At 60.7% G+C, this 26,029-nt stretch carries 28 protein-coding genes and 2 pseudogenes; 9 read left to right on the plus strand and 21 right to left on the minus strand.

Annotated features, from left to right (window positions below; translation table 11 throughout):
* Nucleotides 1-3 precede the first annotated feature (3 nt).
* Nucleotides 4-1,485 carry a flavin-containing monooxygenase gene (locus AOT96_RS27120; RefSeq protein ID WP_065352538.1) on the minus strand — a complete coding sequence of 494 codons (1,482 nt, stop codon included), beginning with the start codon at nt 1,483-1,485 and terminating at the stop codon, nt 4-6.
* A gap of 104 nt (nt 1,486-1,589) precedes the next feature.
* Between AOT96_RS27120 and AOT96_RS27125 the strand changes: the two genes are divergently transcribed.
* On the plus strand, nt 1,590-2,207 hold the full coding sequence (locus AOT96_RS27125) for a TetR/AcrR family transcriptional regulator (RefSeq protein ID WP_030537064.1): 618 nt from the start codon (nt 1,590-1,592) through the stop codon (nt 2,205-2,207).
* Here AOT96_RS27125 and hisF read toward each other — a convergent pair.
* From hisF to AOT96_RS27175, 11 genes are all read right to left on the minus strand, one after another.
* Nucleotides 2,204-2,977, minus strand: a complete 774-nt coding sequence (gene hisF / locus AOT96_RS27130) for an imidazole glycerol phosphate synthase subunit HisF (protein ID WP_003942380.1) — start codon at nt 2,975-2,977, stop codon at nt 2,204-2,206. The two genes, AOT96_RS27125 and hisF, sit on opposite strands and share 4 nt — an antisense overlap.
* Nucleotides 2,974-3,807 carry an inositol monophosphatase family protein gene (locus tag AOT96_RS27135; protein WP_003942414.1) on the minus strand — a complete coding sequence of 278 codons (834 nt, stop codon included), beginning with the start codon at nt 3,805-3,807 and terminating at the stop codon, nt 2,974-2,976. The genes hisF and AOT96_RS27135 overlap by 4 nt, the downstream gene beginning before the upstream one ends.
* Nucleotides 3,808-3,816: 9 nt before the next feature.
* A complete protein-coding gene (gene priA / locus AOT96_RS27140) occupies nt 3,817-4,551 on the minus strand; it encodes a bifunctional 1-(5-phosphoribosyl)-5-((5-phosphoribosylamino)methylideneamino)imidazole-4-carboxamide isomerase/phosphoribosylanthranilate isomerase PriA (RefSeq protein WP_003942371.1) in 735 nt (244 codons plus the stop codon).
* A gap of 19 nt (nt 4,552-4,570) precedes the next feature.
* Nucleotides 4,571-4,822, minus strand: a complete 252-nt coding sequence (locus tag AOT96_RS27145; protein ID WP_030537065.1) for a hypothetical protein — start codon at nt 4,820-4,822, stop codon at nt 4,571-4,573.
* The gene (gene hisH, locus AOT96_RS27150) at nt 4,819-5,454 is read right to left on the minus strand and encodes an imidazole glycerol phosphate synthase subunit HisH (protein ID WP_003942389.1); all 636 of its coding nucleotides are present in this window, start codon (nt 5,452-5,454) and stop codon (nt 4,819-4,821) included. The genes AOT96_RS27145 and hisH overlap by 4 nt, the downstream gene beginning before the upstream one ends.
* Before the next feature lie 9 nt (nt 5,455-5,463).
* Complete coding sequence (locus tag AOT96_RS27155) at nt 5,464-6,585, minus strand: MFS transporter (protein WP_065352539.1); 1,122 nt, start codon at nt 6,583-6,585, stop codon at nt 5,464-5,466.
* A gap of 68 nt (nt 6,586-6,653) precedes the next feature.
* Complete coding sequence (locus AOT96_RS35815) at nt 6,654-6,803, minus strand: hypothetical protein (RefSeq protein WP_007732248.1); 150 nt, start codon at nt 6,801-6,803, stop codon at nt 6,654-6,656.
* Entirely contained in the window at nt 6,800-7,414 is a 615-nt protein-coding gene (hisB, locus tag AOT96_RS27160) for an imidazoleglycerol-phosphate dehydratase HisB (protein ID WP_003942383.1), read from the minus strand. Before hisB ends, AOT96_RS35815 begins: the two co-directional genes overlap by 4 nt.
* Complete coding sequence (locus tag AOT96_RS27165; RefSeq protein WP_042449556.1) at nt 7,411-8,553, minus strand: histidinol-phosphate transaminase; 1,143 nt, start codon at nt 8,551-8,553, stop codon at nt 7,411-7,413. The genes hisB and AOT96_RS27165 overlap by 4 nt, the downstream gene beginning before the upstream one ends.
* Nucleotides 8,550-9,872 (minus strand): histidinol dehydrogenase, encoded by a 1,323-nt coding sequence (gene hisD / locus AOT96_RS27170; protein WP_020908000.1) that lies wholly within the window; start codon nt 9,870-9,872, stop codon nt 8,550-8,552. Before hisD ends, AOT96_RS27165 begins: the two co-directional genes overlap by 4 nt.
* A gap of 153 nt (nt 9,873-10,025) precedes the next feature.
* Nucleotides 10,026-10,508 (minus strand): hypothetical protein, encoded by a 483-nt coding sequence (locus AOT96_RS27175; RefSeq protein WP_231917356.1) that lies wholly within the window; start codon nt 10,506-10,508, stop codon nt 10,026-10,028.
* A gap of 118 nt (nt 10,509-10,626) precedes the next feature.
* On the opposite strand from AOT96_RS27175, the gene AOT96_RS27180 reads away from it, so the two are divergent.
* The 3 genes from AOT96_RS27180 to AOT96_RS27190 all read left to right on the plus strand — a co-directional run bounded on the left by AOT96_RS27180 (nt 10,627) and on the right by AOT96_RS27190 (nt 15,786).
* Complete coding sequence (locus AOT96_RS27180; RefSeq protein WP_442978594.1) at nt 10,627-13,896, plus strand: arabinosyltransferase domain-containing protein; 3,270 nt, start codon at nt 10,627-10,629, stop codon at nt 13,894-13,896.
* 140 nt (nt 13,897-14,036) lie between these two features.
* Entirely contained in the window at nt 14,037-15,290 is a 1,254-nt protein-coding gene (locus tag AOT96_RS27185) for a glycoside hydrolase family 1 protein (protein ID WP_080961256.1), read from the plus strand.
* A 46-nt stretch (nt 15,291-15,336) separates the two neighbouring features.
* Nucleotides 15,337-15,786 (plus strand): hypothetical protein, encoded by a 450-nt coding sequence (locus AOT96_RS27190; protein WP_003942394.1) that lies wholly within the window; start codon nt 15,337-15,339, stop codon nt 15,784-15,786.
* On the opposite strand, the gene AOT96_RS27195 is transcribed toward AOT96_RS27190, so the two are convergent.
* Nucleotides 15,764-16,567, minus strand: a complete 804-nt coding sequence (locus AOT96_RS27195) for an AraC family transcriptional regulator (RefSeq protein WP_065352542.1) — start codon at nt 16,565-16,567, stop codon at nt 15,764-15,766. The two genes, AOT96_RS27190 and AOT96_RS27195, sit on opposite strands and share 23 nt — an antisense overlap.
* Nucleotides 16,568-16,659: 92 nt before the next feature.
* On the opposite strand from AOT96_RS27195, the gene AOT96_RS27200 reads away from it, so the two are divergent.
* Entirely contained in the window at nt 16,660-17,463 is an 804-nt protein-coding gene (locus AOT96_RS27200) for a sulfite exporter TauE/SafE family protein (RefSeq protein WP_231917357.1), read from the plus strand.
* On the opposite strand, the gene AOT96_RS27205 is transcribed toward AOT96_RS27200, so the two are convergent.
* Together AOT96_RS27205 and AOT96_RS27210 are read right to left on the minus strand one after the other, a co-directional pair.
* Complete coding sequence (locus AOT96_RS27205; RefSeq protein ID WP_030537073.1) at nt 17,460-18,065, minus strand: dihydrofolate reductase family protein; 606 nt, start codon at nt 18,063-18,065, stop codon at nt 17,460-17,462. The genes AOT96_RS27200 and AOT96_RS27205 overlap by 4 nt on opposite strands.
* Nucleotides 18,059-18,715, minus strand: a complete 657-nt coding sequence (locus AOT96_RS27210) for a nitroreductase family protein (RefSeq protein ID WP_003942413.1) — start codon at nt 18,713-18,715, stop codon at nt 18,059-18,061. Before AOT96_RS27210 ends, AOT96_RS27205 begins: the two co-directional genes overlap by 7 nt.
* Nucleotides 18,716-18,825: 110 nt before the next feature.
* Here AOT96_RS27210 and AOT96_RS27215 point away from each other — a divergent pair.
* Nucleotides 18,826-19,215 (plus strand): annotated as a pseudogene (locus tag AOT96_RS27215) (LysE family transporter); the annotation flags it as partial.
* Nucleotides 19,216-20,442: 1,227 nt separating this feature from the next.
* The gene (locus AOT96_RS27220; protein ID WP_156778978.1) at nt 20,443-21,123 is read left to right on the plus strand and encodes a hypothetical protein; all 681 of its coding nucleotides are present in this window, start codon (nt 20,443-20,445) and stop codon (nt 21,121-21,123) included.
* A gap of 46 nt (nt 21,124-21,169) precedes the next feature.
* Here the strand turns inward: AOT96_RS27220 and AOT96_RS27225 are convergent, their stop codons facing one another.
* The 3 genes from AOT96_RS27225 to AOT96_RS34875 form a co-directional block, all read right to left on the minus strand.
* Nucleotides 21,170-21,547: a hypothetical protein gene (locus tag AOT96_RS27225; protein WP_065352544.1), complete on the minus strand. Its 378-nt coding sequence runs from the start codon at nt 21,545-21,547 to the stop codon at nt 21,170-21,172.
* Nucleotides 21,548-21,560: 13 nt separating this feature from the next.
* Nucleotides 21,561-21,899, minus strand: a complete 339-nt coding sequence (locus AOT96_RS27230) for a hypothetical protein (RefSeq protein WP_156778979.1) — start codon at nt 21,897-21,899, stop codon at nt 21,561-21,563.
* Nucleotides 21,900-22,015: 116 nt separating this feature from the next.
* Nucleotides 22,016-22,528, minus strand: coding sequence for a phage major capsid protein (locus AOT96_RS34875; protein WP_083197669.1), 513 nt, complete (start codon nt 22,526-22,528; stop codon nt 22,016-22,018).
* 3 nt (nt 22,529-22,531) lie between these two features.
* On the opposite strand from AOT96_RS34875, the pseudogene AOT96_RS36105 reads away from it, so the two are divergent.
* Nucleotides 22,532-22,699: pseudogene (locus tag AOT96_RS36105) on the plus strand (transposase); the annotation flags it as partial.
* A complete protein-coding gene (locus AOT96_RS27245; protein ID WP_231917465.1) occupies nt 22,666-23,649 on the plus strand; it encodes an IS3 family transposase in 984 nt (327 codons plus the stop codon). The pseudogene AOT96_RS36105 and the gene AOT96_RS27245, both read left to right, overlap by 34 nt.
* Here the strand turns inward: AOT96_RS27245 and AOT96_RS36630 are convergent.
* The 3 genes from AOT96_RS36630 to AOT96_RS27255 form a co-directional block, all read right to left on the minus strand.
* The gene (locus tag AOT96_RS36630; protein ID WP_083197670.1) at nt 23,590-24,132 is read right to left on the minus strand and encodes a phage major capsid protein; all 543 of its coding nucleotides are present in this window, start codon (nt 24,130-24,132) and stop codon (nt 23,590-23,592) included. The genes AOT96_RS27245 and AOT96_RS36630 overlap by 60 nt on opposite strands.
* Before the next feature lie 129 nt (nt 24,133-24,261).
* Nucleotides 24,262-24,672, minus strand: coding sequence for a phage scaffolding protein (locus AOT96_RS27250; RefSeq protein WP_065352547.1), 411 nt, complete (start codon nt 24,670-24,672; stop codon nt 24,262-24,264).
* Nucleotides 24,669-25,991, minus strand: a complete 1,323-nt coding sequence (locus AOT96_RS27255) for a phage portal protein (protein WP_197523612.1) — start codon at nt 25,989-25,991, stop codon at nt 24,669-24,671. Before AOT96_RS27255 ends, AOT96_RS27250 begins: the two co-directional genes overlap by 4 nt.
* Nucleotides 25,992-26,029: the final 38 nt, after the last annotated feature.

The following is a 26,029-nucleotide window of genomic DNA, read 5'->3' on the forward strand; positions in this document are numbered from 1 at the left end:
CGCCTAGATGATCGAATAGTCCTCGAGCGGAAAGCGTTTCGCTTCGACGAACGCATTCCGTGTAGACGTGGGCCGCAGAATCGCAGCCTCGCCGTGCTGATTGAAGTAATAGCTTCGTGCAGTCTGGCAACTACCGCCGTAGAAGACGGAGTCCGCCAGGTTCTCGGTCATCCGGTCGAGGAACTCGGCGTTGGCAGTTTCGGTGACCTCGAATGTTTCCGCGCCGCGCCGTTTCACCTCGCCGAACAGTCGATCCATGTGCTGCATCTGGGATTCGATCGTCGTGAAGTAGGACAACCCGCTGTACGAGTACGGACTGGCGAGCGTGAGGAAGTTGGGGAAATACGGAACCGCGACCCCTTCGTAGGCCTGGAAACGGTTGTCGCGCCACCACTTACCGAGGTTTCGTCCCTCGCGACCGATAACCTCGATGGCTGGAAAGTTCACATCCCAGAGGTTGAATCCCGTTGCCAGCACCAAGGTGTCGATCTCGGTCTTGCGACCGTCGGCGGTGACGATTCCGTCGGCAGCGATGTGGTCGATCGGCGTCGTTTCGAGATGCACGTTGTCCTTGGTGAACGTACGGAAGTAGTTGTTGGAAAATGTGGGACGCTTGCACCCGAAGTCGTAGTCCGGTGTGAGTTGTTTGCGAAGGCTGGCGTCGCTGACCTGGGACCGCAGAAACGCACGTGATGCGGCCGCCGCACCCTTGTTCAACAGTTTGACCTGCTTGTAGTGAAGGACCGCGCTGACCATGATCATTTCTAGGATCGACGAACTGACAGCGCGGGCGATTCGCTGGGTGAGCGGAATACGCGAGAACAGCTTCTGCACTGCATTCGGAATGGGGACGTCGATCTTGGGAACCACCCAGATCGGCGTGCGCTGGTAGACGGTCAACTCTGCGGCCTGACGCGCCACCTCGGGGATCAACTGCACAGCGGTGGCGCCGGTTCCGATGATTGCGGTCTTGGTGCCGGACAGATCGTAGGAATCGTCCCAGGCCGTGGTGTGGATGATCTTGCCGGCGAAGTCGCCGATACCGGAGATGTCGGGCCGATGCGGTTGCGAGAGGAAACCCGTCGCAGTCAGGAGGTACTTGGCAGTGATGTCCGGCGCGCCTTCGACGGATACGACCCAGTGCGAAGAATCCTCGTCCCAGCGGGCTCCGTTGACCACGGCACCGAACGTCATGTGCTTCCGCAGATCGTACTTGTCCGCGACGTGATCGGCGTACTTCTTCAGTTCCGCGCCCGGTGCGAAAAGCCTGGACCAGTTCGGATTGGGCTCGAACGAATACGAGTAGGTGACCGACGCGATGTCGACAGCCAGACCGGGATAGCGGTTGACGTGCCAGGTTCCACCCAGATCGTCCTCGCGCTCGAGGATCGCCAGGTTGTTCAGGCCCAGCCGCTTGAGTTGAATGGCCGCACCCATTCCGCCGAAGCCCGCCCCCACTACTACTGCGTCGTACTGCACTGCCATCGGAGAATCCCTCTCGTGAACTGCACATCAGAAAAACTGCACATCAGAAACTGACACGTCATTCCGTTATTGAGAACGGTATCATTCCTGATGTGACGAAGGCCATGACCAGAGCGGAACGAAAAAAGGCGGAATTGCGCCGCGAGATCATCGACGCATCATTCGAGTGCTTCGCCCAGCGCGGCTATCACGCAACCGGAATTGCCGACATCGCAACAACTCTCGGAATCGGCCATGGGACCTTCTACCGGTACTTCGAGAACAAGCGCGACATCATCGATCACGTCATCGACGACCTCGTCGCAAAGATCATCAGCGCACTGGCCACCGAGAATGCTCCCGACGCCGCCAGCACACTGGACGAGTACCGCGCCCAAGTGGGACGGATCGCCGAGGCGCTCCCCCGCATCTTCTTCGACGACCCCCGCATCCCGCGGGTTCTGCTGTTCGAGACGACGGGCGTCGACGCCGATCTGACGGGCCGGATGCTCGATCTACTCGACCAGTCGGCATCGTTGACCGCGGCGTACCTGCACCACGGAGTCGAATGCGGCTATCTACGCGCCGACCTCGATGTCGACAACACTGCCCACGCCGTCAACGGCATGATGCTGGCAAGTGCGATTCAAGGATTGCGAGCCGGTTCGTCCGTCGACTGCACGGCGTTGAACCAAGCCATCAGCCGCCTCATGTTCGACGGAATCCGCGCCGAGAACGCCTAGCGAACGACGATTCCCTCGGCACGCATCGCATCCTTGACCTCCGGGATGCTCAGATCGCCGAAGTGGAAGACACTTGCTGCGAGAACTGCGTCTGCGCCCGCTTCGACTGCAGGGGCAAAGTGCTCGACCAGGCCGGCACCGCCACTGGCGATCACCGGTACGTGGACTGCCGCCCGGACAGCGCGGATCATCAGAAGGTCGAAGCCCGCTTTGGTGCCGTCGGCATCCATCGAGTTGAGCAGGATCTCCCCCACTCCCAACTCTGCACCACGCTCGGCCCACTCGACAGCGTCGATCCCGGTGCCGCGCTTGCCCCCGTGCGTCGTGACCTCCCACCCCGACGGTGTGTCCGGCTGCCCCTGGGGAACGGTGCGGGCATCGACCGAGAGGACGATGCACTGCGAGCCGAAACGCTCACTCAGTTCCTTCAGCAGTTCCGGGCGCGCAATCGCCGCGGTGTTGACGCTGACCTTGTCGGCACCGGCACGCAGCAGACGATCGACATCCGCGACCGTGCGCACTCCACCGCCGACGGTCAGAGGAATGAAAACCTGCTCGGCAGTGCGACTTACGACGTCGAGCATCGTGCCGCGATCCGACGTGGAGGCGGTCACGTCCAGGAAGGTCAGTTCGTCGGCGCCCTGAGCGTCGTACGCTGCCGCGAGTTCCACCGGATCTCCGGCGTCGCGAAGATTCTCGAAATTGACACCCTTGACCACTCGCCCGGCGTCGACGTCGAGGCACGGAATCACACGAACTGCGAGGGTCATGACTGTGGTCCTCCTGAGGACGAAGCGCGCGGATCACCGAGCGCGTTGAGGATATCGAGAATCTCACCGTGGATGCCCGGAGCGGCAGCGAGCACCGACTCCGATTCTACGGTCCACGGGCGGCCGGCCAGGTCGGTGACCACCCCGCCCGCACCGCGAACGAGCGCGACCCCGGCCGCGTTGTCCCACGCGTTGCGGCCGTAGACGATCGCACCGCCCAGGATGCCGGCCGCGGTGAAGGCCAGATCGACTCCGGTGGAACCGTGTATCCGGATCCGCGAGGACACCTTGCTGATCTCGGCGAGGAGGTCGAGACGGAAACTGCCGGGGATCCGCCCTCGACTATTGACGTTGAGCGCACCCAAGCCGACGATCGACGACGCCAGATCGGTTGGCTCCAGCGGCGGTACGGCGATTCCATTGACCAACAACGGACCGCCGGCGCGAGTCGCGTACGTGTGACCGATCAATGGAAGCCAGGTCAATCCGAGCACCGGGACACCGTCGTCGAGAAGCGCCAACAGCGTTCCGGCAGTGGGCAATCCGGCCGAGTAGTTGAAAGTACCGTCAACGGGGTCGAGAACCCAGACGAGCCCGGAACCGACGTCGGGACCGCCGAATTCCTCGCCGTGCACCTCGATGCCGGTCTGCTCGAACAACTCCGCGGTCAACCGCTTCTCGAGCGCAAGATCGACCTCGGTGGCAAAATCACCCCAGCCCTTGCGGACCGCACTCGGGGCGCCGACACCGGAGACGAACTGATCGTGGACGCCGTCGAGAAGCCGACCCGCAATCGCGAGAAGTTCGTCGAGGTCACGCGTCGGAGTCATCTGGAAAATCTATCCGGAAACTGCTGCCAGTGCTTCGGGGAGAGTGAAGCGACCGGCATACAATGCCTTGCCCACGATCGCGCCCTCGACACCCTGATCAACCAGGCTGGAAATGGCGAGTAGATCCTCGATGGTCGACACACCACCGGAGGCGACGACGTGCGCGTCGGTGACCGCGCAGACCTGGCTGAGAAGTTCGAGATTGGGACCGGTGAGTGTGCCGTCCTTGGAGACGTCGGTGACGACGTAACGAGTGCAGCCGTCACGGTCCAGACGCGCGAGGGTCTCCCACAGATCGCCGCCGTCGGTGACCCAGCCGCGACCACGTGTGCGGTACTGACCGTCGACGAGACGAACATCGAGGCCGACAGCGATCTTGTCGCCGTACTTGGCCAATGCACGCGCACACCACTCGGGATCCTCGATAGCGGCAGTACCGAGATTCACGCGAGCACAGCCGGTGGCCAGTGCGGCTTCCAGGGAAGCGTCGTCGCGGATTCCACCGGACAGTTCCACCTTGACCGTCAGGTCGCCGATGACGCCGGCCAACAGTTCACTGTTGGACCCACGCCCGAAAGCAGCGTCGAGGTCGACAAGATGCACCCATTCGGCACCGTCGTTCTGCCACGCAAGAGCAGCGTCGCGGGGCGACCCGTAACCGGTCTCACTTCCCGCCTCTCCTTGCACGAGGCGAACAGCTTCACCGTTGACGACATCTACAGCAGGCAAAAGGACCAGGCTCACGTGCGGTAACCCTAGTAGGTCAGGACCTCGAACCGTCTTCCGGGTCACCGAACGCTTTTCGGGTCATCCGCTTGGATACGACGCCCATTGCCGCAATCGCAGCGGCGACCCCCACGAGACCGATCACGAGGCCGACGCCCGGCGATGGTTTGAGAACAACGATGACGACAGTTGCGACCGCCAGCGCAGCCACAGCGGCGCCGAGCGAGAACAACGCCAGACGGGCGAGGGAGAAATCGTCACCGCCGTTCGGTCCGGATCCCCCGGTCACAAACTCTGCACCCAGTTGCTCAGCAACTCGGCGCCTGCGTCACCGGATTTCTCGGGGTGGAACTGCGTTGCCGACAACGCACCGTTCTCGACGGCAGCGAGAAACTTTCCGCCGTGATCGGCCCATGTCAGCTTCGGGGGTGCAATGTGCTCGGACGGCGCGAGCTCCCAACTCTGCACACCGTAGGAGTGGACGAAGTAGAAGCGGGTATCGGCGTCTATGCCCTTGAACAGGGTGCTGGACTCCGGCGCCTCCACGGTGTTCCAGCCCATGTGCGGCAAAACCTCTGCTTGCAGCCTCTCGACGGTGCCGGGCCATTCGCCACAGCCCTCCGCCTCGACACCGAATTCGACTCCCCGGTCGAACAGAATCTGCATGCCGACGCAGATGCCCAGCACCGGTCGGCCACCGGCCAGGCGTCTGCCGATGATTCGGTCACCCTGCACTGCACGCAGACCTTCCATGCAGGCCGCGAACGCGCCGACGCCGGGCACCACGAGACCGTCGGCCGCCAGTGCAACCTTCATGTCGTTGGTCACCTCCACCTGCGCCCCGGTGCGCGCCAGTGCGCGAGTAGCCGAATGCAGGTTGCCGGAGCCGTAATCGAGTACAGCAATCGTGGAAGCGCTCATGCCCCAACTCTATCGGGCAACCCTGCTGGCGATCACTTTGCCGCCCGCGGCCAGTGCCGGGAGGAGCGCGACAACTACCGCGGAGACCGCGAACACCCATGCGTAGCCGGCAGTCGTGGCCACGAATCCCAACGCCAGTGCACCGATTCCGGTGCCGGCGTCGTAGCCGATGTTCCAGATCGCGCTGGCGGATCCGAGTTGCCTCGGGCCGGCAGCCTGAAACGCCATGACCAAGGATTCGTTCTGCACCGCCCCGAACCCCAGCCCGAAAAGGACCGCCGCGCAGAACAAGACCGGCGTCGACCCGCCGTCGACGTTGATCGCGAACAGCACCAATCCGATGGTCGACGACGCCAATGCCGGCGCGAGTGTCCGACCACTGCCGAGACGATCGGCGATCAGTCCCGCCGAGTACCGGCCGACCAACATCGACCCACTGGCGGTCGCCAACACCACTCCAGCAACGGCCGCACGCTCCGAGATTGCGATCGGCAGTAGAGACGACAATCCGCCGAACGAGGCGGACACACACGCCAGAGCGAGCACCGGAACCAAGACGGCGAACACACTCAGTCGAACGGATTCCCCGGTCGGCTGGGCGAAAATCTTCGGCAACCCGGCAATGGCCACCAGCGCGAGCGCCGGGATCAGCGCACCGAGGACGAACACCGGTGTCGCCGACCACCGTTCCATGATTGCAAGCCCCAGCGGAAGCCCCGCCATTTGTGACGCTGCGATCGCGATTCCCTGGGCACCGGTGGCACGGCCCAGAATTCGTTTGGGCGCCAACTCCGCCACCAGTGCACTGCCGGCCACCGTCAGCATGCCGAAACCGATACCACGCACCGCGGAAACCGCCAGGACAGGACCGGCGTCGGCCGAGATCAACAGCACCAACGACGGTGGACCGAGGAGCAGACACCCGACCGCCAGCACGCGCCGGTAGCCCTGCGTCCGCAACAACCGAGGCACGAGCAGTTGCGTCAAGACCGTGGCCGCCATGAAGACACCGGTCACCGATCCGGCAAGCGCATCCGATCCGCCGGACTGCGCAACCAGCAACGGCACCACCGGCAACAGCAACGACCAGCCACCGAAAGCTGCTGCCGCCATGATCAGGACACCGATCATGCCCGGAGTGCGAAGCAACCCCGGCGATGGAGCAGGATCTTGCGTCTCAGACACAGTCACTTTTCGCGTCACAGACGCAGTGCGCCCGCTACCGCCGCCAGAACCGCCAACGCCAGAAGGATTCCCGACGCAAGCTTGTTGACCTTGAACATCGAGTAGGCGCCGCCCACGGCAATACCCGCGCCGATGAACAGCAGATAGGTGAAGAGGACGCTCACAGTGTGCCCTTCGTCGACGGCACGCCACTCACGCGCGGATCCGGCTCGACCGCCTCACGCAGAGCGCGCGCAACGGCCTTGTACTCGGCTTCGGTGATGTGATGCTGATCGCGGCCGTACAGAACCCGAACGTGCAGTGCGATACGTGCATTCAATGCGATCGACTCGAACACGTGGCGGTTGATCACCGCGTGATACGGAACGCCCGGGTACCCGCCGATGACGGAATGCACCATGTAGTCGGGCTCACCGGTGTGCACGCAGTACGGGCGACCGGAGACGTCGACCGACGCGTGCGCCAGCGTTTCGTCCATCGGGATGAAAGCGTCGCCGAAACGACGGATGCCCTTCTTGTCGCCGAGAGCCTGGCCGAGCGCCTGGCCGAAAACGATCGCGGTGTCCTCGACGGTGTGGTGAGCGTCGATCTCGACGTCACCCTTCGCCTTGACGTCGAGATCGAAGCTGGCGTGCGTACCCAGGGCGTTGAGCATGTGGTCGAAGAACGGAACGCCGGTGGAGACGTCGACGATGCCGGTCCCGTCCAGATTCAGTTCGACGACGATGCTTGATTCCCGAGTTGTTCGTTCGATCCGCGCGATGCGATCGCTCATGCCGTCTCTCCTGAATTCGTGTCGACCAGCTGGGTGCCTGCGATTTCGTCACTGGCCTTGATGAACGCGTCGTTCTCGGCTTCGAGTCCCACGGTGGCCCGCAGGTATCCGGGGATGCCGATGTCGCGGATGAGAACCCCGCGGTCGAGGTATTCCTTCCACGCCTGTGCACTGTCGGTGAACTGTCCGAACAAGATGAAGTTCGCGTCACTGGGAATCACTCGGAAACCGGTGTCCGCCAGCGCCTTCGACACGCGATCGCGCTCGGCGGACAAGGCGTGCACACTGCCGAGGGTCTCGTCGGCGTGACGCAGGGCGGCACGTGCCGCCGCCTGCGTGACCACCGAGAGGTGATAAGGCAAGCGCACCAATAACAGTGCGTCGATGAACGCGGGAGCGGCGGCGAGGTAGCCGAGTCGGCCACCGGCAAACGCGAAAGCCTTGCTCATGGTGCGGGTCACAACCAGCTTGGCCGGGAACTCGTCGATCAGCGTCATCGCGCTCGGGGCAGCGGAGAATTCCGCGTACGCCTCGTCCACGATCACGATGCCCGGCGCCACGTCGAGGATGCGTCGCAGTTCTGCAATGCCGACGCTGTGTCCGGTCGGGTTGTTGGGACTGGTCACGAACACGACGTCGGGTCGACGTTCCGCGATCACGGTGACGGCAGCATCCACGTCGAGTGCGAAGTCGTCCCGACGGAAGACCTCGACCCACTCGGTATCGGTACCGTCGGCGATGATCGGGTGCATCGAGTACGAGGGCACAAAACCCATCGCGCTACGTCCCGGACCTGCGAACGCCTGAAGAAGTTGCTGCAGAATCTCGTTCGATCCGTTTGCCGCCCACAGATTGTCGACGGTGACCGGTACACCTGTCTGCTTCGCCAGGTACGCAGCCAGATCCGTCCGCAACGCCACAGCGTCACGGTCGGGGTAGCGGTGCAGTTCCTTCGCGGCTTCGCGCACGGATTCGGCCACATCGTCGATGAGCGCCTGGGTCGGCGGATGCGGGTTCTCGTTCGTGTTGAGCTGAACCGGAACCGTCAACTGCGGTGCGCCGTACGCCGACTTTCCACGCAGGTTCTCGCGAATCGGAAGGGCGTCGACCGAAATCGACTCTCCAGGAGCACTACTCATCGCAGAGCCTCGAATCGCAGACGCACAGCCTCGCCGTGAGCCGGCAGATCCTCCGCATTGGCCAGCGTGATGACATGTCCGGCAACGTCTTTCAGTGCAGACTCGGAGTAGTCGATCACGTGGATTCCACGAAGGAACGTCTGCACACTCAGACCGGAGGAGTGGCGTGCACACCCGGCCGTCGGCAGAACGTGGTTGGAGCCGGCGCAGTAGTCGCCGAGACTGACCGGCGCCCACGGGCCGACGAACACGGCACCAGCGCTGGTGACCTGAGCTGCCACCCCGGTTGCATCCTCGGTCTGGATCTCGAGGTGCTCTGCCGCATACGCATTGACGACGCGCAGACCAGCGGAAACATCAGAAACGAGCACCGTGCCCGACTGGCTGCCGGTCAGTGCCGTGGTGACGCGCTCGCGATGCTTGGTGATCTCGAGCTGCGCAGCCAGAGCCTTGTCGACCGCGTCGGCCAATTCGACGCTGGTCGTGACAAGTACGCTGGCGGCCATCACGTCGTGCTCGGCCTGGCTGATGAGGTCGGCAGCAACGTGGACCGGGTCAGCGGTGTGGTCGGCGAGGATCGCGATCTCGGTGGGGCCGGCTTCTGCGTCGATGCCGACCAGTCCGCGGCACAGACGCTTGGCGGCAGTGACGTAGATGTTGCCGGGACCGGTGATGAGGTCGACCGGGACAAGCTCGGTTCCATCGGTGTCGGTTCCGCCGTAGGTAAGGAGGGCGACGCCCTGTCCGCCGCCGACGGCCCACACCTCGTCGACGCCGAGCATGGCTGCTGCGGCAAGGATGGTCGGGTGCGGCAATCCGCCGAAGTCGGCTTGGGGCGGCGAGGCGACAACAAGTGATCCGACGCCGGCCGTCTGAGCCGGCACGACGTTCATGACAACGCTGGACGGGTACACGGCATTGCCGCCGGGCACGTACAGCCCGACGCGCTCGACCGGAACCCAACGCTCGGTGACCGTACCACCCGGAACGACCTCGGTGACGGTGTCCTTGCGACGCTGATCGGCGTGCACCTTGCGGGTGCGCTCGATCGCAACCTCGAGGGCTTCCTTGACTGCGGGGTCGAGTTCACGAAGTGCGCGCTCGAGCTCGGCTGCTGGTACACGAACCGAAGCCGGACGAACGCCGTCGAACTTCTCGCCGAATTCGAGGGCGGCTTCTGCCCCGCGATCACGGACGGCTTCGACCATCGGGCGAACCTGATGCAGTACCGCGTCCACATCCACTCCACCTCGGGGAAGCGCGGCGCGAAGTTCCGCCGTGGATGGGGTACGACCACGCAGGTCGGTGCGGGCAAGCATGAGAGTTCCTCTCGTACGCAAACGGGGTGCCTGTGCAAGCGGCAGCAAACCGGTCCGGCATCACAGGCCCTGAACAGCGCGCCTGAAACACAGAACTGATGTCAATTATCCAGGATAGGCGCACCCCGTTTTTCACCGGTCCACCTGCAACGCTCACTGCAGGTCCGGCGCCCGCCGCCGGGCGAGTTCGATCAGCTCGTCCCTTCGAGGTGTTGCCACCGAGATTTCACGGCCGTCATGCAGACGAAAGCGGACCCCGTCGCCGGGAGATGCGAGAATTACCCGCATACCTGGGCCGGTCATTCGATAACCGATTCCGGAGCCCATCCCGATATGTACTGCAGTGGCAGACACAACTTCGTCCCACCGAAATACCTGACGCAGCCCCGGAGACAGCGCGATCGACACTCGTTCGACGTCTGTGGTGATGATCACGCGCACCTTCCACATGTACGCGGCCAACCCGAAGGACAGGACCGCGGACAACACGGCGCCGACGTAGCCCGCCGAGTCGCGATCCACGATTGCCGCGAACCCGCAGACAATTACCAGGACAATTCCGAGGACGACGCACAATGCGACCGCCGACCGCCGCAGTAGTGGGCTCAGGGGAATGGACTCGTGAAATTCGCGCACAGCACCCCCCGCCTCGATCGCCGACAACCCCACCCCGAAGAATGACACCGGGAACACGACCATCCCATTACTCGCGCTTTTATAACAAACACGTCACGCACAGCTAGGGTCCAAAGTCGTGACAGACAGTGACGTGGCCACGACCGCACCTCCGGCCTTGCCGACCCCTCAGCGATCCAGCGGACCGAACCGAGCACGGATCGTTGCGATTGTCGCATCGATCCTCGGCATAGTTTTGTGCGGATCAGTGCCGTTCCTGCCGATCGAGCAGGACACCGCCGTCATCAACTGGCCGCAGGCCGGGTCGACGACAAGCGTCGAGGCGCCATTGGTCTCGTACACACCGTTGCGCATGGAGGCATCGATTCCGTGCGCGTCGATCAGCGAGTTGGCCGCCACCGGCGGAACACTCGTCTCGACTGCACCTCCGGGTGCCCCCGATGCGCGCCGCTACGGATTTGTTGCCACCGTCTCCCCCGAATCCGCCGACGCTCCCGCTCGGGTCGACGTTGTCCTGCGTGATCAAGTGTTGCTCTCGACACCCGTTGCTGATCTGCAGACTGGATGCGCGCTCACGCTCGCCGCCGAGCCGACCCGAACCACCTTCAGCGCCACCGGTTCCGAACCGCGCGTCATCGAGGGCGACAGCCGACCACAGGTAGTCGGCGTCTTCAGCGACCTCGATTCGGCGGCAGCCGGTTTGAACGTCTCGATCGAGGCGGACTCTCGCTTCACGTCGAGCCCGTCGGTGATCAAGACTCTCGCCATGATTCTCGGGGCACTCACGGCTCTCGTGTCCCTCTTCGCGCTGCACCGCCTCGACAACCGCGACGGCCGGGGCACACGCAAATTTCTGCCCGCCCGATGGTGGAAGTTCACCGTCCTCGACGGGGTCGTCGTCGGAACTCTGGTGCTGTGGCACTTCATCGGCGCTACCACCACCGACGACGGCTACCAGTTCACGATGGCAAGAGCCTCCGAGCAATCGGGCTACATGTCCAACTACTTCCGGTGGTTCGCGGTCCCCGAAACCCCGTTCGGAACGCCGTATTACAACATCCTCGGACTCCTGGCCCACGTCAGCACCGCAAGCCCCTGGGTCCGTCTGCCTGCTCTGTTGGCAGGCATCATCACCTGGCTCGTCATCAGCCGGGAGGTTGCGCCTCGGCTGGGCGCCGCCATTCGCGGAAATCGACTCGCCCTCTGGACCGGCGCGCTTGTCTTCCTCGCATTCTGGCTTCCGTTCAACAACGGACTGCGCCCCGAACCGATCGTTGCCCTCGGCGTGCTGCTGACCTGGTGCTCGATCGAACGCGCCGTCGCGACGAGACGACTTCTGCCGGTCGCAGTCGCGATCCTGATCGCCGGATTCACCTTGACTGCCGGCCCTTCCGGCCTCATCTGCTTTGCCGCACTCATCGCCGGAATACGCCCGATCATGCGCATCATCATCGAACGTGCGCGCACCACCGGTTACGTCGCGGCTGTCGGGCCACTGCTAGCTGCCGGACTCTCGATTCTCATCCCCGCGTTCGGCGATCAAAGTCTGGCCGCCGTCATCGAGATGCAACGCGTCCACTCGATCTCACCGAATCAGCCCTGGTTCGACGAGTACCTCCGCTATCAGTACCTCTTCAACATCTCCGTCGACGGTTCCCTGACTCGCAGATTCGGTGTGTTCGTCATGGTTCTGTGCCTTGGCGTCTGCACCGCGATGATGCTGCGCAAGGGGGGCCGGATTCCCGGTTTGGCCGCCGGCCCGTCACGCCGCGTCGTGGGGCTGACGATCGGCGCACTGCCACTGCTGATGTTCTCGCCGACCAAGTGGACGCACCACTTCGGAATCTTTGCCGGACTCACCGCCGTTCTGGCGATGATGACGGCCGTCGCCGTGGGAACAAAACTCCTGCGCTCGCCGCGCAATCGGGCCCTCTTCGCGGCGGCCGTCCTGTTCCTCCTCGCGGTGGCATTCACCGGCAGCAACAGCTACTACTACGTGTCCAGCTACAGCGTTCCGTGGTGGGACAAGCCTGTGTCCATCAGCGGACTCGGCGCGAGCACCGTCCTCCTCGGGCTGACGGTGCTGATGCTCGGCGTCGCCGCGTGGTACTTCTTCCGTGAGCCGTACACCGCGGGGAAGGAACCATCCGCGAAGCACGCTCGACTGCTTGCCATCTCGCCACTGACGGTTGCCGCAGGTGCCATGGTCCTCTTCGAGGTGCTGTCCATGGCCAAGGGCGCGGTCACCCAGTACCCGGCCTATTCGGTGGGCCGTGCAAACGTCGACGCCGTTCTCGGCCAACATTGCGGTCTCGCCAACGACGTTCTGCTCGAGACCGATCCGAACGCCTCGATGCTGACGCCCCTCTCGGGCAGCGTCGCCACAGGACTGTCCGCCGGTGGGGCTACGGGATTCGATCCGAATGGCGTCGCTTCCGACCTTCGAGCAGACAAGGAAGCCACGGCTACCGGCGGCGCGAACACCGTCGACACCTCCGAGGACACCGCCGGCAACTCGGCCGGAACCGGCGGTGGCGCCGGACAGACCGGAGTCAACGGCAGTTCGGTCGCGTTGCCGTTCGGTCTCGACCCGGCGACAACACCCGTCATGGGTAGTTACGGTCAGCCCTCCCCCGGCACTCTGACCAGTGACTGGTACCAACTCCCCGACGTGGGCGAGAACGCCACGCGTGGCGACATCATCTCGATTGCCGCGGCTGGTCGTGTTCGGTCCGTCGACAAGGACGGAATCGTCACCTACGGCCAGAACGTCGAGGTCGAGTACGGCACAGCGCGTGGCGTCGACGATGCCGAAACAGACGCTGTCGAAACACTCGGAAAGATCGCGCCCCTCGACATCGGCCCGGCGCCGTCATGGCGGAACCTGCGTGTGCCGTTGGATCAGATTCCCGTCGAAGCCAACAGCATTCGACTGGTCGTCAGCGACTACGACAGCAAGCCCGACCAATGGGTGGCCGTCACCCCGCCGCGGGTTCCGAAGACCCAGAAGCTCAACGACGTCGTCGGTTCACAGGCGCCCGTCATGCTGGATTGGGCTGTCGGACTGGCATTCCCGTGCCAACGCCCCTTCGATCATCGGGTCGGTATCGCCGAGGTCCCCGAGTATCGGATCCTTCCCGACCATTCCGGTGCGCTCGTGACCAGTGCCTGGCAGGACCACTACGGTGGTGGACCGTTGGGGTGGATCGATCTGCTCCTGACCGCGCAGACCATTCCGTCGTATCTCGACAACGACTGGGCTCGCGACTGGGGTTCGATCGAGAAGTACACACCGATCGATCCGAGTGCAGTACCTGCCCAGGTCGACGAAACGACCGTTCAGCGCTCCGGGACGTGGAACCCGGGATCGATGACCATGGTTTTCTGAGCGGAATTTCTGAGCGGCTGGATCACTGAGTGACACGGTCCAGCCGCGGGCGGATCGGACGAAACGCCTGCGACTGGACACTTGTATGACTTAGTCTCCCAGGCATGGGAGCCCTGTCACGGTCTATCGCGCCTGCGCTGATGGCACTGACGTGCCTGTTCGGGGTGCTGGCCCTTCCCGCTCACGCCTCGGCTGAGGTACCGGATGACTTCCTCTGGGGCGTTGCCACCTCCGGGTTCCAATCGGAAGGTTCGTCGCCGGACAGCAACTGGTCTCGATACTCCGATTCCGGACGAACCCACGACAAGATCGGTGACTCGGTCGACTTCCGTCATCGCTACGCCGAGGACATCGACCGGGCGGCCGATCTGGGATCGAAGGTTTTCCGATTCGGCGTCGAGTGGGCGCGAGTTCAGCCCGCCGCCGGGAGCTGGAACGAGACCGAATTCGCCTACTACGACGACGTGGTAGCTCACATCCGCGCGCAGGGCATGACTCCGATGATCACACTCGACCACTGGGTGTATCCGGGATGGGTTGTCGATCAAGGCGGCTGGACAAATCCGAAGACGGAAGCCGATTGGCTGGTCAACGCAGAGAAGGTAGTCGAGCGGTACTCCGGAATCGGGGCGCTCTGGATCACGATCAACGAGCCGACTGTGTACGTTCAGCGCGAATTGACCTACGGCGGAATCGCACTCACCCAGGCGCCGTCGATGTTCGACTCATTGGTCCGAGTCCACCGGGCGATCTACGACCGCATCCATGTTCTCGATCCCGGTGCCCGCGTAAGCAGTAATTTCTCCTTCATTCCCGGCGTGTCCGAGGCGATCGATTCGGTATTCACGGATCGAGTGCGCGACAAGCTCGACTTTCTCGGCATCGACTACTACTACGGTGTGGCCCTGAACAATCCGACTGCCGCGTACGCCGCACTCGACGAGTTCTACAACGTCACGCCGCAGCCCGAAGGCCTGTACGACGCATTGATGCGGTACTCGGGCAAGTACTCGGAACTCCCCCTCTACATCGTCGAGAACGGCATGCCCACCGACAACGGAGCGCCGCGCGCCGACGGATACACACGCGCGAATCACTTACGCGATCACATCTATTGGATGGAACGCGCCCGAGAAGACGGTGCCGACGTGATCGGCTACAACTACTGGTCCATCACCGACAACTACGAATGGGGTTCGTACCGACCTCGATTCGGCCTCTACACGGTCGATGTTCTCGGCGATCCCACTGCGGCGCGAATCCCGACCGACGGCGTCGACGCCTACCGCCGGATCATTCACGAGAACGGCGTCGGGGCCGACTACGTGCCCGTCATGGCCCCGGCTTTCTGCTCGCTCGTCGATCCTCCCCGCAGCTGTACGGCTACTCGATGACGGCCGTTTTCCGAAATTCCTCCACTCCTCGTCGTTAGGATGTCCCATGCGAACACTGCGAAATATCGCCGGAACTGCCGCTGCCACGGCTGCCCTGATCCTGGTTGCCGGAGGCGCTGCGACAGCAGCCCCCAACCCGGCCGATTCACCCCGCGAGGCGCAGGCGCGTGCCTACATCGACGCCCTCGTCTCCCATGACGTTTCCGATGTCCATTTCGCCCCGGATGCGACGCGCGTCGAAGCCGGACTCAAGACGGGTTTCTCCGGACCACAGATGTCCGCCGACCTCGAAAACGGTATTCAATACCGCGTTATCCAGGGCGTCCGAGACCTCGAGATGTCGGAGGCCGGGGACATCGTCTCGACCACCTACCTGCTCGACGCGGGAATCGGCGGCACTCGCCTCATGACCGTGGAGATTCGTGAAACCTTCGAAGTCCGTGACGGTCTCATCCACGACGTCGTCGCCGACATCATCCCTGTGTCTGTGTCGTGACGCGCGCCCGATAGCTACTGGGCGGTGCACCCGAGACTCGGGTGCACATCGCCGCGAAGGCAGCCGGCGTCGAGTATCCGAGTTCAGACGCAACGGCCGTCACACTGGCCCCGGCAGAAAGTTTCGGAAGCGCGTGAAGAATGCAGGCACGCTGCATCCACGACGACGCGCTCATCCCCGTTTCCGAGATCAGCAAGCGGTGCAGTGTCCGTTCACTGACGTGGAGTCGGTCGGCCCACCGCGTGGGCGAGTCATGGATCGACGGGGCTGCGAGATACTGCGCGCACAACGCCCGCAATCCCGGGTGCCGAGGCAGCGGGAGTTCCACAGGTAGGGGCGCAAGATCGCGAAGTTCGTGCAGGATCAGCTGAAATACCGCGGCGCTGCGTCCGTGTGCGGGTAAGTCGTCCTCCACATTCAGCTCGACATCCATGTCGACTGCAGCGACAAGTAACTCACGCAGGAGCGACGATACTGCGACGACTCGGCACCTGACCGGGAACCACGGCGCTGCGGACGGTTCGATGTAGAGGCTTCGCGTGCTGACGCCGTCCATTGTCACGGCATGAGCGACACCGGCGGGAATCATGACCGCATTGGACGGCAGAACCGTCCACTCACCGTCATCGGTTTCGACGTTCATCGCACCGTTCACAGCGAAGAGAAACTGGGCTCGTCGATGTTCGTGGGCGGCCAGCACGTGACCGGGTGGGTAGTCGGTTCCGATTGCGAGAACACTGCGGGGCGAGTGATCGACGTCGTTGATCGAGATGTTGCGCACCGGAGGAACCTACCGAGTCTGTGTCCGATTCACAATGGAACGTGGCGAACCTTCGAATGTGCGCCAACGGAGAAATCGCTACCGTTCATCAAGTGCTTCACTACTCCCTCATCCTGCTCGCTTTCGGCGCCTTGACCGGAGTCACCACCGTTCTTTTCGGATTCGGTGGCGGGTTCGTCACTGTCCCAGTCGTTTACGCTGCATCGACGCTGCGGCCGGACGTCATCGATCCGATGCATGTCGCCGTAGCATCCTCGGCGGCCGTGATGGTGGTCAATTCACTCGGTGCCACAGTCGCATTCAGGAAGTCAGGACGGCTTCGGACGGAGTACATCAGACCTCTGATCGGCCCCGTCGCACTCGGAGCCGGGCTCGGAGCGGTTGCGGCGGGCCACGTAGACGACGGCGTCGTCCGGATTCTGTTTGTGCTCTACCTGCTGGTGACAATCCTGGACAGTCTTCTGCGACAAGGGTTTCTGACACCATCTGAACCTCGCGAACATCTTGACCGTCACGGCGTCCGCGCTGTCGGGATAGGCATCGGCGCCGTCGCAAGTTTCCTCGGAGTCGGCGGGAGCGTCATGACGGTTCCGATGATGCGTCGCGGCGGAGTTCCGATGGCCGACGCCGCCGCGAGCGCCAACCCGTTGAGCTTGCCTGTCGCCGTCGTCGCGACTGCGGTGTACGCGGCCTCATCAGGGCACAGCACCGCCTCGGATCTGTCAGCGGGCAGAGTCGGCGCAATCGACCTTCTCGCCGTTTGCGCGTTACTGGCCGGCTCTCTACCTGCGATTGCACTGAGCCGGCGAATTGTCGGCGCCATCCCGGACCGGATCCATGCCGCCGCCTACATCGCTCTACTCGCAGTAGTCACGGCAGTGATGGTGATTGCTTAGCGAACGGCGTATCGCAGATAGATGACGCCGCCGTCGAAGGTTTTCTCCTCGAGCAGTTGCAGATCAAGCCGGCTTTCCGGGAGAGCTCGCAATCCGCCACCGATATTGACCGGACACAGGAACAGTCTGACTTCATCGACCAAACCCGCCGCGAAAGCACTAACCGCAACCGTCGGTCCACCGATCGAGATATCTTGTACCGCTTCACTCTCGAGCAAACGGATGAAGTCTTCATCGAAGCTCGGGACAATCCTGGTACGTGCGGTCGACACCTCGTTCAGCGTCGTGGAGTACACGATCTTGTCGATTCCACGCCAGATCTGAGCGAACTCGGCGGTCGCCGCCTCGATACCGGCAAACTCGCCCGGAGCCGAAGGTCCTCCTGCCACCGAAGAACGCTCGAGATCCTCGGACGCCATTGTTTCCCAGGGAATCATCGTCTCGTACATCCGGCGCCCGAGCAGGTACGTGCCGACTCCCCTCTCTAGCTCGTTGACGAACGCGTGGACCTGCGCGTCGGGAACCGCCCAGTCGAAGTTCCCCTGCTCATCGGCCACATACCCGTCGATCGAGCAGATCGCCGAGTAGATCAGGCTCACCATCGGTCCACGTGCAGCACGTTGTCGACCGGTTCACGGGCGGCGGGTTTGAACGTCTCGCCGGTGAAGTACGCCGTCGGGATGAGCGCAGCCTGATGGAATCCGGCCGGAATACCCAGCAGCTCGGCAACTTCCGCTTCACGCTGCAGGTGCAATGTCGTCCACGCCGTACCGAGTCCACGTGCCCGTGCGGCCAGCGCGTAACTCCACGCAGCCGGGAGTAGCGAACCCCACAGGCCGGCTTGGTTCCCCTCCGGCAGCGTCTTGCCCGCCTTGATACACGGAATGAGAAGGACCGGCACCTCACCCATGTGCTCACCGAGCCACGCGACGCTGGTGCCCACGCGTTGTTGAATCGGCGCGCGATCGGGATCATCGGCGAAGAGTTTTGCCGCCGAACCGTGAGAGGCAAGGTACTCGTCGGTGACTTCCTTGTAGATCTGCCCGACTGCTGCACGCAGTGCCGGATCGGTCACCACCATCCACTGCCAGCCCTGGCGATTCGAACCGGAGGGCGCTTGCAGGGCGATCTGGAGGCATTCCTTCACCAGGTCCAACGGCACGGGACGGGTCAGATCCAGACGCTTTCGAACGGTCCGCGTTGTGGTCAGCAATTCGTCGGGTGTCAGGTCCAGTACGGGATACGACGTCATCTCCCGATCATTGCACTGTCGCGAGCAGTGAGCAGGACTGTCCGTCTACACTTTTCTGATCCCGTGCGTGCTCGTTGTCGGGAGTATTTCCCGATCAAAGGACTTTCGACATGAGTTGGCACGTCTGGTTGGCGTTCTTCGGAGCAAGTTGGGTGATCAGCCTGTCGCCGGGGGCCGGCGCCATTGCGTCGATGTCGTCGGGACTTGCCTACGGCTTGCGACGCGGATACTGGAACATCTTCGGGCTGCAGTTGGGATTGTTGCTGCAGATCGGAATTGTCGCGGCGGGGGTCGGTGCAATTCTCGCCAGTTCGACCGTGGCCTTTTCCTTGATCAAGTGGTTCGGTGTCGCATACCTCGTCTACCTGGGGATCAGGCAGTGGCGATCGGCGCCCACCGAGGTGGAGACCGACGAGGCAGCCGCGAGCAGCTCCGGTCCGATGATGATGCTTCGCGGATTTCTCGTGAACGCGAGCAATCCGAAGGCCGTCGTTTTCATGCCTACTCACAAATAGGTGCGCACGATAACGCCTCTGATGTGACGTGCGATACACCAGGCATGATCGGAAATCTGCCCGACTTTCCCGAAGAAGTCCTGTTCTGGTACGCGTTTCTGCGTCCGTTGGCTGCCTGGTGGAATCCACTCTGAGGAGACGAACGATGATCGGAAACCTGCCTGACCTTGGCTATGGTCTCGATGCGACGTGGACCAGCGTCAGTCTGTGGAACGAGTTTGCCCGATGGTGGAATCAGTTCTGATAGACAGAAGCACCCCAGCTCCGAAGAACCGGGGTGCCCTAGCGCGTAAAGCTACTTGCGCTTCTTTCCTGCGTCGCTACGCTTCTCGCGCCAGCTTCCATCCTTGTTGCGGTCACGCTCTCGCTGCCCCCCGCCAGGTGCCGGGACCTGGGGCGGCTTGTGTGCTCCGGCCATGATCACTTCACCCGCTTAATGGTGACGGTACGAGTGACCGTGATCCGACGCACAGGAATGGTGACCGTGCGAGTGCGAACAATTCGTCGTGAGGTGGCCATGAGCCATCCTCCCGTCCGCCGGGTAACAGTTCCAACACAACTCCCCTACCCGAGTGGCAGGCTAGCTGTTATCTGAAGTACAGTTGAAAATGCATCCCTGAACAAGTTGCATCTTCAGACTGACCCCTGGCTGGATTCCCCGCTTGGGGTTTTTCTGCGTTGTTTTCCGGCTACAAAGGACAGTACACCCGGCTACCGACACCAGACACGTGCCGAACGCCCTAGAACTCACGTCGGTGGGATTTTGTGGGTATTCCACAAATCGATAAACCGCTGGTCAACCTGGCAAATAGCTTGCCGCACCGACCAATTGTTACGTTCATGTTAAATCGACGTATGTATCCGTCCACCTGGGCAAATGCCGGAAACATGCCCTCATGCACAATCTCCCGACCGCGCGGTCCATGTGGACCTGTAGACACCGCAATATGACGCAGAGCGCCGCAAAATGACGCACAGGGATACTTTTTACCCACATTGGCTACAAAATGGCTCTATTGGACCGACCGATTGGTCTTGTTGAGCTTGGCAATCACGTTGCTCTTGACAAATGCGAAGCAAAGTTCGAACCAGTCTTCCTGTGACCTAGGTCACTATGAAAACAGTTCAGACCTCCAATTGATGTTTACGCGCAGGAAGATCCGTACCGCGTGTTGCGAAACCCCGGTAGTCATCTGTTGGAATGATGACGGAATGGAGAAACTTGCCCTCGTCCTATCAGTCGTTGCGATCATCGCTTCCGGCCTGGTGGCCTGGTACACCCAACACTCGATGAACAGGCGTGAACGCACCAAATGGGAGCGAGAAGAGCTGACCAAGATCGTCAGCGAACTTGTGAGCCTGTCGAGCCAGCGTGACCAGACAATCAGGGTGCTGCATTTGGATGCCGTGGGTTGGCCACAATCAACCGCCTCGTTACTAGACCCTGCCGATGCGCTACAACGGATGACCCCGCTGGTTGCACAGCTGGAACTGCTTACCCCGGGCCCTCTCTCACGAGTCGCAAAACTACTGGCGAAGGAGCACACCGATAGCTATACAGCGGCCGAGGACGAAACCGCGCCAGACGATGCACTCTCAAAAATGCTCATGTCCCCCGGTGCGCTTGAGATTCTTCACCAGAACCTTGCGAAACAATTCAGAGCAGCGATCGGAGATGCAAAGTACGTTCCTGAGCTGACAGAGCATCGGCTGACCGAAGTTCGAAACAAGGAACAGAAGGAATTCGAGGTGAGAGTCAAAGAGACAGAAGCAAGAAATGCGCGCCTGCTTGCAGCACGCCCGGCGCCGCCGTTCCAGGTTGACCCGTTCAACCAAGCGCGTTCAGTAGATACGAAAATGCCGCCACCCCTACCAGGCGACGGCACTCTCTAGAAAGAGGAAACTTTGTGAGTAATTCCTTCGTTAATTATAACATATTTCACCCTACGAATAGCTCGCCGTATAGCTCGTGACAGACAGCATTACCTAGAATGTCGATCTGAGTGTTGACGTTCACAATGTTAAACACCATATCCTCGAAGTACTGATCACCATCTAGCGCACTGCGCATATTACCCATGCGACTATCCATAGGTACCAGCTCTCGAAGCTCTACCTTCACCGGCATGGTCTTCCAGTATGCGGCACCGAATTCTTCCAGCGCATTGTCTGGCTTGAGGCTTGTCACAATGCATCGATACGTTTGCGGGTTCTCGTAGTCCCATCCATCGATCGTCTCCCCCGTTTCCCAATCCACCTCGTAGACCTTCGCGTACACGTCTACGTAGCTGGGATACGACTTCGGGATCAGGCTCATGACTTACGCCTCATTACCAGCGCCACCAGCTTGGCATGTGTTTCGCCTTGAACGTGAAACCTTTGGTACCGAAAGATCTGCTTCGGTTCCAGCTCACACGCTTGACTGCTTGAATCACCAGTGGACTGACGGCGTATAGCTGATCACCGAACTCGACCATGCTGCGATCCTGTTCGACACGCTTCACGTTAGCCTGCTCGAAAACATGGCTGTTGGTGGCCATAAATGCTGCCTGCCAACAGACGGCGTATTCCAACCATGCTCGATCTGCCAACTTGGTGACCGTACTCTCCGGTCTGCCGCTGACTACCTCCACAATTGCCTGTGCTTGTCCTATGGTCTCGTCGGTCACGGTCGCTCCGGTCAGTTCATTTACTCGCGCTCTTGTTGCGTACATTCATTCTCAATTCCTTTCTAAAAATAGGGCTAGGCTCGATGCGAACCTAGCCCTACGTTTGTAATCAACTATCAGGCTGCTGTTACTTCCAGCACGCCGAATGCTTCCTTACGTCCGACAGCGAATGCCTTACGTGTGCGCATCTTGATATGTGGCTCATCGGTGCCGAATCCTGCATCAAAGCTGATCATTGATTCGATCGGTGTTCGATCACCAACGATAAGGTGCTTACGATTGCCCACGATCAGCAATGGATTACCGTTTGGGTTCCACTGTGCTGTTGGGCTGGTCTTCGCTCCATCGCTGAAACGAATCTCGTAACCGAACAGCGTCTGAGGCTGACCGGCTGCTACCTGCTCGATGAACAATGGTCGTCCGTTAAGGTCTACAAGTCCTCGTAGCTGACCCTTGAAGCTGGTATGCGCGATCACGATTGTGTCGGGATCTGCAAAGTATCGTCCATTCTCAGCTAGGCTCAGAACATCGGATACGTCGGCGTATGTCAACGTGGCATGACCCCCATGAAGTGACCCGCAAGTTATGAGAATCCTTCCGCCCTGATCAAAGGGCATGAAAGGCTTCATCTCATGGCTGGACGTAAACGGCACACTCCCGAACAGATCATCCGCAAACTGCGCCAAGGCGACGAACTCGCCGCCACAGGCGCCGACGTCGAGGAAATCGCCCGACAACTCGACGTCTCCGTGCCGACGCTCTACAACTGGCGCAAGCAGTACGGCGGCATGAAAGCCGACGACGCCAAAGAGTTCAAAGAACTCAAGAACGAAAACGCCCTGCTCAAGAAGCTCCTCGCCGAAGCCGAACTCGAAAAGGCCGCGCTCAAGGAGATCGCGAAGGGAAAATTCTGAGCCCGACCGCCAAACGAAACGCTGTGACGATGCTCCAGGAAACGATGGGGCTCTCGCAGCGTTTCGCCTGCAAAATCGTCGGGCAACCACGATCGACCCAACGCAAGAAAGTAGCGAGGAACACCCCGGACGATCCGGACGCCGATCTGCGGAAGTGGTTGCGGGACTGGGCCAAAGCGAATGCGCGCAAGGGGTTTCGTCGGGCGTGGGCGGACTTGCGTGCCGAGGGCTGGGTGATCAACAAGAAGAAGGTGCAGCGTCTCTGGCGCGAGGAAGGATTGCGGGTGAAGGTCCGCAAAATCCGTAAACGGGCCGGCGCCTCAACCACCCCGATCACCGAGGCAAACGCACCGAAAGTCGTGTGGGCGATCGACTTCCAGTTCGATTCGACGACGGACGGGAGGAAGTTCAAGATCGCGTCGATGGTCGACGAACATACGCGTCAGTCGGTGCTCAACATGGTCGAACGGTCCATTCCGGCAGAGGATCTCGTCACCGCTTTGGAGAAGGCGTTTGCGCTCTGGGACGGTCCGCCGCAGGTGTTGCGGTGCGACAACGGACCCGAGTTCATCTCCGAGGCGTTGCGGACGTTTTGTGAGGACCGACTGGGAATCGGATATGTTCCCCCTGGTCAGCCCTGGAAGAACGGGTACATCGAGTCCTTCAACAATCGTGTTCGCGACGAGTGCCTGAACATGAACGAATTCCACAGCCTCCTCGAAGCCAAGGTGGTCATCGAGGATTGGAAGGAGGATTACAACAACCGGCACCGTCATTCATCGCTGGCGTACCGAACTCCGAATGAGTACGCTGCCAGCTGTATTCACACGCATTGATTCTCTGATAGCGAGTGGCTCACCAAACGGGGTCCTACCAAACGGTCCAGCGGTCTTGATTACTGCCGATCCGGCCTCCTTGTAAACAGAGGTGAATGGAACGGTAACGCCATTTGCTGCGGCCGTAGTGCCGAGACACGCATTGTCAAACTTACGTGCGTAGTTAGTAGCCCAACCCTTCTGGAACTCAACGATCACATTCACATTTGCATCGTCTAGGTCTTCCTCAGCGACGATAATTCGGTTCGTGAACTTCGCTGCCTTCAACTCGACATTGTCAAGTGTTGGCTGATCTTCTGGGTATGTACCACCCTTAGGCAGAACGACAACATCAACATCTCCCAATCGGGGAGCCTCGAAGATGTTAGATGACATATTTACGTGTCTACCTACCGCTTCTACAGCGGAAAACTGCTCTACTGTCTGTATAACTTCACTGCCGTACTCTTCTGGTACCCAGCTATCTGCATTTACTCTTGCCATATTGTTTGTCTATAAAACTCCTAATAAATTTACGTCTTAAAGTCCCGTATGGACTATGGGGATCGCTCAACATCTCGCGTCACGATCAGATCATCTCGACCTATTACTCTTATTGTACCAAGTATTGTATTATCTTGCGTTCTGTATCAATTTCTCGGCACTACTTAGGTTGCGCTTTGCTACCGGCTTCTCAGCGGCATCGATACTAGGTACCTTCTTCGCCTCAAACAGTTCGGCAAAGTCAGTCTTGACCTGTTCTAGCTGGTCTTCGAATCCGATCAGATCGCCTGATTCGTCAATATCAATCTTCGTTCTGTCCAGTAGCTTGGCTACCTTGACGTTGCTGACACCACTCTCCGCTAGCTTGGCTGTGATCTTGGCATCTACATACGAGCTTTTGTACTCGTTTGCCGAACTATGCGCCTGTTCTAGCTGTTCCTTGGCCTCGTTCAACTGATGCCTGAAACTAGCGGCCTCGTTGTTTGCCTTGCTCAGAGCTTCCTTCATGCTCTCAATATCGTCCTCGTTTTCTTGTGTCATGCTGCTTCTCCTTCAATATTTGTATTTGGTATTTCTGTCGTACTTGTGATTGGTTCGGTCTGCAACAGACCGTCTTTCTTCCACTGAGCTACCAACTCAGTGTCATAGCCCTGTTCGAGCAAAATCTGTTCAACAGGTAGACCTGCCTGCAACTTCTTGTAGGCAATCTCCCACTGCTCTTTCGTGTCGATGGACTCGATCTGTCGCCACTGGATCTGTACGTCCTCGGCAATGTTGTTCATCTTGAGTACGAACACGAACATCTGACGCAACGTGTGGCCGATGGCCAACTGCCGTGTGCGTACTTTCTTCACCAGCGGTGCCTCAGCCGCTCGTAGCGACTCCCCTGAGACGTTTGTGTGCGTGTTCTCGAAGTAGTGCAGTGGCGTGTCGGTTACCGATGCCATAGCGCGCACGTACTCGCGATAGGGAGCGATATAGGTCTCCGGCGCTGCCACCTGAAACTGACCCACCTTCTGGATACCTGCCAGATCCCAGACCTGACCAGGTGCGCTCTCCAGTACGTCGTCAGCGTCATCGTCTACGTCTGAGAGCGGATTGCTTGCCCCGTTCGGATCACGAAGCATCCAACGTGTGGGGAATCCGTAGTGCTCCACCGATGCCATTTGGCTGACCAGCATCTTGGTGATCATGTCTTGTGGACCGTAGGCATTGATGTGTTCCGGTCTGCCGTACTGATCGACACCAGTGGTGAAGTGAAAGACAGGGATCTGACCGAAAGGATTTGCAACAGAGCCAGTTTCGTCTGTTTGCTCGTCAATGAACGGTGCGAAGTCTGTATCTTTGACCGTCATCGGTAGACGCTCACTGGTGCTCAGATACTTCTCGATGCGATCCGAGTAGTACAGATTCACACGAGTACGTGGTTTGCCGTCTACGGTCACGCTCCACAACTTGGCCGCACACTTCGGCTGACGTGGGTTCTCTGGCTCGTACAGCATCACCATGCTCAGTGGTGAGTTGTAGTAAATCTGAGTCGTTCCGTCCGAATCAGGCCAACAGATCAGGTACGCACTGCCAAACACGAGAGTGCGATTGATCAGCTGCGTCAGTTCGAGTTCCAGATTGTTCTGCTGCCATACCTGGTCAACCACGATGCGGGCCGGCTCACTGATCGTGGCTACGCCCGTGACTTCCAAACGGTTGGCTACGGCGTTCACTGGTGTTGCGGCGAAATTGACCCGATTGGGATCGCCTAGCTTTTCCAGCTCCTTGGCTACCGATCGTGATGCGAAGAACTCCGGTACGGTGCCGTTGTAATAGTTCTCAGCCTGCGTGTAGTGCTGCTGAGTATCCAAGATTCGTTGTACTGCGATGCATAGATCTGACATTTAGT

Source organism: Rhodococcus sp. 008, from assembly GCF_001682295.1.
Taxonomy (GTDB): Bacteria; Actinomycetota; Actinomycetes; order Mycobacteriales; family Mycobacteriaceae; genus Rhodococcus_F; species Rhodococcus_F qingshengii.

Bases quoted from the DNA above. Each gene is read 5' to 3' on its own strand.
- AOT96_RS27185 (WP_080961256.1), top strand. From the start codon at position 14,037: ATGGCACTGACGTGCCTGTTCGGGGTGCTGGCCCTTCCCGCTCACGCC.
- AOT96_RS27225 (WP_065352544.1), bottom strand. From the start codon at position 21,547: ATGAGCCTGATCCCGAAGTCGTATCCCAGCTACGTAGACGTGTACGCG.
- hisB (WP_003942383.1), bottom strand. From the start codon at position 7,414: ATGAGCGATCGCATCGCGCGGATCGAACGAACAACTCGGGAATCAAGC.
- AOT96_RS36630 (WP_083197670.1), bottom strand. From the start codon at position 24,132: ATGGCAAGAGTAAATGCAGATAGCTGGGTACCAGAAGAGTACGGCAGT.
- hisH (WP_003942389.1), bottom strand. From the start codon at position 5,454: ATGAGCGCTTCCACGATTGCTGTACTCGATTACGGCTCCGGCAACCTG.
- AOT96_RS27205 (WP_030537073.1), bottom strand. From the start codon at position 18,065: ATGGTGAGCCTGATCTACTCGGCGATCTGCTCGATCGACGGGTATGTG.
- AOT96_RS27135 (WP_003942414.1), bottom strand. From the start codon at position 3,807: ATGACTCCGACGCGTGACCTCGACGAACTTCTCGCGATTGCGGGTCGG.
- hisD (WP_020908000.1), bottom strand. From the start codon at position 9,872: ATGCTTGCCCGCACCGACCTGCGTGGTCGTACCCCATCCACGGCGGAA.
- AOT96_RS27190 (WP_003942394.1), top strand. From the start codon at position 15,337: ATGCGAACACTGCGAAATATCGCCGGAACTGCCGCTGCCACGGCTGCC.
- hisF (WP_003942380.1), bottom strand. From the start codon at position 2,977: ATGACCCTCGCAGTTCGTGTGATTCCGTGCCTCGACGTCGACGCCGGG.
- AOT96_RS27155 (WP_065352539.1), bottom strand. From the start codon at position 6,585: ATGATCGGTGTCCTGATCATGGCGGCAGCAGCTTTCGGTGGCTGGTCG.
- AOT96_RS27220 (WP_156778978.1), top strand. From the start codon at position 20,443: ATGGAGAAACTTGCCCTCGTCCTATCAGTCGTTGCGATCATCGCTTCC.
- AOT96_RS27125 (WP_030537064.1), top strand. From the start codon at position 1,590: ATGACCAGAGCGGAACGAAAAAAGGCGGAATTGCGCCGCGAGATCATC.
- AOT96_RS27210 (WP_003942413.1), bottom strand. From the start codon at position 18,715: ATGACGTCGTATCCCGTACTGGACCTGACACCCGACGAATTGCTGACC.
- AOT96_RS27120 (WP_065352538.1), bottom strand. From the start codon at position 1,485: ATGGCAGTGCAGTACGACGCAGTAGTAGTGGGGGCGGGCTTCGGCGGA.
- AOT96_RS34875 (WP_083197669.1), bottom strand. From the start codon at position 22,528: ATGAAGCCTTTCATGCCCTTTGATCAGGGCGGAAGGATTCTCATAACT.
- AOT96_RS27165 (WP_042449556.1), bottom strand. From the start codon at position 8,553: ATGAGTAGTGCTCCTGGAGAGTCGATTTCGGTCGACGCCCTTCCGATT.
- AOT96_RS27250 (WP_065352547.1), bottom strand. From the start codon at position 24,672: ATGACACAAGAAAACGAGGACGATATTGAGAGCATGAAGGAAGCTCTG.